Raw genomic sequence first — 5540 nt, 5'->3', positions numbered from 1 at the left:
GGGCGGCCCTTCGGTAAAAGTGTTGTCCCGCAGCGTCCTACTCTCCCACACCCTGGCGAGTGCAGTACCATCGGCGCTGAGAGGCTTAGCTTCCGGGTTCGGAATGGGACCGGGCGTTTCCCTCTCGCTATGGCTGCGGAAACTCTATGGAAATATCAAACGGGTTCCCGTCCGTATTTCGGGAACCGCACAGTGGACGCGTAGCTACAGATATATGTGTTGTGTCAAGTTATCGGCCTATTAGTACCGGTCAGCTTCAAGAGTCGTTAGTCCTCTCTTCCACATCCGGCCTATCAACCCAGTGGTCTGCTGGGGGCCTCTCGGGATCACTCCCATGGAAACCTCATCTTGAAACAGGCTTCCCGCTTAGATGCTTTCAGCGGTTATCCCTTCCCAACGTAGCCAACCAGCCGTGCTCCTGGCGGAACAACTGGCACACCAGAGGTTGGTCCACCCCGGTCCTCTCGTACTAGGGGCAGCCTTTCTCAAGTTTCCTGCGCGCGCAGCGGATAGGGACCGAACTGTCTCACGACGTTCTAAACCCAGCTCGCGTACCGCTTTAATGGGCGAACAGCCCAACCCTTGGGACCAACTCCAGCCCCAGGATGCGACGAGCCGACATCGAGGTGCCAAACCATGCCGTCGATATGGACTCTTGGGCAGGATCAGCCTGTTATCCCCGGGGTACCTTTTATCCGTTGAGCGCTGGCGCTTCCACATGCCACCAGCGGGTCACTAGTCCCGACTTTCGTCCCTGCTCGAGCTGTCACTCTCACAGTCAAGCTCCCTTGTACACTTGCACTCGCCACCTGATTGCCAACCAGGCTGAGGGAACCTTTGGGCGCCTCCGTTACTCTTTGGGAGGCAACCGCCCCAGTTAAACTACCCACCAGGCACTGTCCCTGATCCGGATTACGGACCGAGGTTAGATATCCAGAGTGATCAGAGTGGTATTTCAACAATGACTCCACCCATACTGGCGTATGAGCTTCAAAGTCTCCCACCTATCCTACACAAACCACACCGAATACCAATACCAAGCTATAGTAAAGGTCCCGGGGTCTTTCCGTCCTGCTGCGCGTAACGAGCATCTTTACTCGTAGTGCAATTTCGCCGAGTTCGCGGTGGAGACAGCGGAGAAGTCGTTACGCCATTCGTGCAGGTCGGAACTTACCCGACAAGGAATTTCGCTACCTTAGGATGGTTATAGTTACCACCGCCGTTTACTGGGGCTTAAATTCAAAGCTTCGCCTTGCGGCTAACCTCTCCTCTTAACCTTCCAGCACCGGGCAGGCGTCAGTCCGTATACATCGTCTTGCGACTTCGCACGGACCTGTGTTTTTAGTAAACAGTCGCTTCTCCCTGGTCTCTGCGGCCCTCAAACGCTTCCCCACGCTAGGTGGTTCACGCCTCAGGCCCCCCTTCTCCCGAAGTTACGGGGGCATTTTGCCGAGTTCCTTCACCACGATTCACTCGATCGCCTTAGTATTCTCTACCTGACCACCTGAGTCGGTTTGGGGTACGGGCGGCTAGAACCTCGCGCCGAGGTTTTTCTTGGCAGCATAGGATCACCGATTTCCCGCTATTGCGGTCACCATCAGGTCTCAGGCACATGAGCTGCGGATTTGCCTACAGCTCGCCCTACACCCTTAGACGTGGACTACCATCGCCACGCTCGGCTACCTTCCTGCGTCACCCCTGTTACTACGCTTGACTACTACGGATCTGGTTCGTGCGCGCCACCGAGATTCCCCCGAAGGGTTCACCGGCTTTGGGCACTTAGCATCGTCCGCCTCGTCATGGGCGGTTCTTCGCCGGTACGGGAATATCAACCCGTTGTCCATCGACTACGCCTGTCGGCCTCGCCTTAGGTCCCGACTTACCCAGGGCGGATTAACCTGGCCCTGGAACCCTTGGTCATTCGGCGGACGGGTTTCTCACCCGTCTTTCGCTACTCATGCCTGCATTCTCACTCGTGTGGCGTCCACCACTGGGTTACCCCGCAGCTTCACCCGCCACACGACGCTCCCCTACCCATCCACACGCTTGGACCTAAAAGGCCAGGCAGTGTGTGAATGACACAACTTCGGCGGTGTACTTGAGCCCCGCTACATTGTCGGCGCGGAATCACTTGACCAGTGAGCTATTACGCACTCTTTCAAGGGTGGCTGCTTCTAAGCCAACCTCCTGGTTGTCTATGCAACTCCACATCCTTTCCCACTTAGCACACGCTTAGGGGCCTTAGTTGGTGTTCTGGGCTGTTTCCCTCTCGACTACGAAGCTTATCCCCCGCAGTCTCACTGCTGCGCTCTCACTTACCGGCATTCGGAGTTTGGCTGACGTCAGTAACCTGGTGGGGCCCATCGGCCATCCAGTAGCTCTACCTCCGGCAAGAAACACGCAACGCTGCACCTAAATGCATTTCGGGGAGAACCAGCTATCACGAAGTTTGATTGGCCTTTCACCCCTATCCACAGCTCATCCCCTCGGTTTTCAACCCAAGTGGGTTCGGTCCTCCACGCGGTCTTACCCGCGCTTCAACCTGGCCATGGATAGATCACTTCGCTTCGGGTCTAGACCCAGCGACTCAAACGCCCTATTCGGACTCGCTTTCGCTACGGCTGCCCCACACGGGTTAACCTCGCCACTGAGCACTAACTCGCAGGCTCATTCTTCAAAAGGCACGCTGTCACCCCATCTAGGGAGGCTCCAACGGATTGTAAGCACACGGTTTCAGGTACTATTTCACTCCCCTCTCGGGGTACTTTTCACCCTTCCCTCACGGTACTGATTCGCTATCGGTCAGTAGGTAGTATTTAGGCTTATAGAGTGGTCTCTACAGATTCACACGGGATTTCTCGGGCCCCGTGCTACTTGGGATGACTCTCAGGAGTCCGCGCAATTTCGTCTACGGGGGTCGCACCCTCTATGCCGGGCCTTTCAATGCCCTTCGACTATCACGCGGATTTTTGACTCCTCAGAGGATCGGCAGATCCTCTAGAAAGGTCCCACAACCCCGCATACGCAACGCCTGCCGGCTATCACACGCATACGGTTTGGCCTGTTCCGCTTTCGCTCGCCACTACTCACGGAATATCTCTTCCTGTCGGTACTGAGATGTTTCACTTCCCGACGTTCCCTCCACTCGCCCTATGTGTTCAGACGAGGGTCACTGGACATGACTCCAGCGGGGTTTCCCCATTCGGACATCCTCGGATCAAAGCTTGTTTGCCAGCTCCCCGAGGCTTATCGCAGGCTACAACGTCCTTCTTCGGCTCCTACTGCCAAGGCATCCACCATGTGCTCTTAAAAACTTGACCACAGATATCAAAGATGCTCGCGTCCACTGTGCAGTTCTCAAACTACGGCCGGGCCCACCCTCACAACCTGACGCCTACACACCTTGCGGTGTGCGGTTCGATCAGGTCCAGGTGGTCCGTCCAGCTCGCTGCCGATATCACCGGCAGCCAAGCCCTGGAAAGTCCGTCGCTCCTCTTGATTCAAGAGGCGGTCCGACCTTTCAGGACCCAACAGTGTGCCAACCGCGCCGAGCAAGGAGTCATCAGACGTTCCAACCGAGCAAGCTCGGCGTACTGGTCAGACCCTTATCCAGGCGCCTCCGTCGATGTTCCATCCATGAGCTCTCGCCGCTCTACATGTGAGAGCAGAAACGAGGCCTGGACACCCATGATGAGACACGCTCACCTGAGGCCAGATGCTCCTTAGAAAGGAGGTGATCCAGCCGCACCTTCCGGTACGGCTACCTTGTTACGACTTAGTCCCAATCGCCAATCCCACCTTAGACGTCTCCCTCCCAAAGGGTTAGGCCGACGGCTTCGGGTGTTACCGACTTTCGTGACTTGACGGGCGGTGTGTACAAGGCCCGGGAACGTATTCACCGCAGCGTTGCTGATCTGCGATTACTAGCGACTCCAACTTCATGAGGTCGAGTTGCAGACCTCAATCCGAACTGAGACCGGCTTTTTGGGATTCGCTCCACCTTACGGTATCGCAGCCCTTTGTACCGGCCATTGTAGCATGCGTGAAGCCCAAGACATAAGGGGCATGATGATTTGACGTCATCCCCACCTTCCTCCGAGTTGACCCCGGCAGTCTCCTATGAGTCCCCACCATTACGTGCTGGCAACATAGGACGAGGGTTGCGCTCGTTGCGGGACTTAACCCAACATCTCACGACACGAGCTGACGACAACCATGCACCACCTGTATACCCCGCCGAAGCACTCCCTGTCTCCAGGGATAGAGGGTATATGTCAAGCCTTGGTAAGGTTCTTCGCGTTGCATCGAATTAATCCGCATGCTCCGCCGCTTGTGCGGGCCCCCGTCAATTCCTTTGAGTTTTAGCCTTGCGGCCGTACTCCCCAGGCGGGGCACTTAATGCGTTAGCTGCGACGCGGAACTCATGGAAAGAGCCCCACATCTAGTGCCCACCGTTTACGGCGTGGACTACCAGGGTATCTAATCCTGTTCGCTCCCCACGCTTTCGCTCCTCAGCGTCAGTTGTGGCCCAGAGACCTGCCTTCGCCATCGGTGTTCCTCCTGATATCTGCGCATTCCACCGCTACACCAGGAATTCCAGTCTCCCCTACCACACTCTAGTCCGCCCGTACCCACTGCAGACCCGAGGTTGAGCCTCGGGCTTTCACAGCAGACGCGACGAACCGCCTACGAGCTCTTTACGCCCAATAATTCCGGACAACGCTTGCGCCCTACGTATTACCGCGGCTGCTGGCACGTAGTTAGCCGGCGCTTCTTCTGCAGGTACCGTCACTTTCGCTTCTTCCCTGCTGAAAGGGGTTTACAACCCGAAGGCCTTCATCCCCCACGCGGCGTCGCTGCATCAGGCTTTCGCCCATTGTGCAATATTCCCCACTGCTGCCTCCCGTAGGAGTCTGGACCGTGTCTCAGTTCCAGTGTGGCCGGTCGCCCTCTCAGGCCGGCTACCCGTCGTCGCCTTGGTGAGCCATTACCTCACCAACAAGCTGATAGGCCGCGAGTCCATCCCAGACCGAAAAACTTTCCCAACCCTCACCATGCGGTGGAGTCGCGTATCCGGTATTAGACCTCGTTTCCAAGGCTTATCCCAGAGTCTGGGGCAGGTTACTCACGTGTTACTCACCCGTTCGCCACTGATCCACAAGAGCAAGCTCTCGCTTCACCGTTCGACTTGCATGTGTTAAGCACGCCGCCAGCGTTCGTCCTGAGCCAGGATCAAACTCTCCGTAAATGTTCAATCGCAAACCGCCGAAGCGGGTCACAGACAAACGAAGCAGCCCCAAAGGGCCAGAACCAAAAAGGTCCGTTCAATCTCCAGCATCGAACAAAATGTCACTGACAAATTGTTGTCTACCAAAGGAATCCCGCACCCAGCCAACCAGCCCAAACGGACCGACCAACCAGATGCCGGAGGTTAATTGGCATCGACTATGTGGCACACTGTTGAGTTCTCAAAGTTCGGACGCGCACCGACTCAATCCCTTCCAGGACCTCGCTCGGGGCAACCCTTCAATCTTACCCAT

The 5540-nt window shown here is 56.5% G+C and carries 3 rRNA genes; all 3 read right to left on the bottom strand.

What is annotated here, in order from left to right:
- Positions 1 to 24 precede the first annotated feature (24 nt).
- Positions 25 to 141 (bottom strand): 5S ribosomal RNA (gene rrf, locus QQX04_RS14580).
- A gap of 79 nt (positions 142 to 220) precedes the next feature.
- Positions 221 to 3320 (bottom strand): 23S ribosomal RNA (locus tag QQX04_RS14575).
- Positions 3321 to 3726: 406 nt separating this feature from the next.
- Positions 3727 to 5248: ribosomal RNA gene (locus tag QQX04_RS14570) — 16S ribosomal RNA — on the bottom strand.
- The 16S, 23S and 5S rRNA genes sit together here, the layout of an rRNA operon.
- Positions 5249 to 5540: the final 292 nt, after the last annotated feature.

Source organism: Demequina zhanjiangensis, from assembly GCF_030418315.1.
Taxonomy (GTDB): domain Bacteria; phylum Actinomycetota; class Actinomycetes; order Actinomycetales; family Demequinaceae; genus Demequina; species Demequina zhanjiangensis.
Note: the sequence above shows the minus strand (reverse complement) of the source record. Positions and strands in the feature narration are given on the sequence as shown.